This is a genomic window from Corynebacterium sp. HMSC073D01 (genome assembly GCF_001815555.1).
Taxonomy (GTDB): domain Bacteria; phylum Actinomycetota; class Actinomycetes; order Mycobacteriales; family Mycobacteriaceae; genus Corynebacterium; species Corynebacterium glucuronolyticum.
The window spans coordinates 1-228 of record NZ_KV821012.1 but is presented as its reverse complement, the minus strand read 5'-3'; the positions used below and the strand labels follow the sequence as shown (position 1 = coordinate 228).

1 protein-coding gene is annotated in these 228 nt (G+C 53.1%); it reads right to left on the bottom strand.

The window, feature by feature from the left end; translation table 11 throughout:
- Positions 1 to 228, bottom strand: a 228-nt coding sequence (locus HMPREF3044_RS00295; RefSeq protein WP_005396672.1) for a Rib/alpha-like domain-containing protein, incomplete at both ends; no start/stop codon positions are given.

The window sequence follows — 228 nt, the reverse complement described above, 5'->3', positions numbered from 1 at the left end:
GGTCACCGTGATCTTGGTCTCAACCTCATCGGTGGAACCATCCGGGTAGGTCACCACAACAGTGACTTTCTTCTCACCCGGAGTCTTGGTGTCAACCGGATCCTTGAAGGACGTCTTCGTACCCTTCGGCAGATCCTTCAGATTCTCAATCGACTTATCAGACTTCGGCTCCTCACCAACCTTCACAGTCTGATCCTTGCCCTTCGGCTCATTCTGATCAGCCTGCGT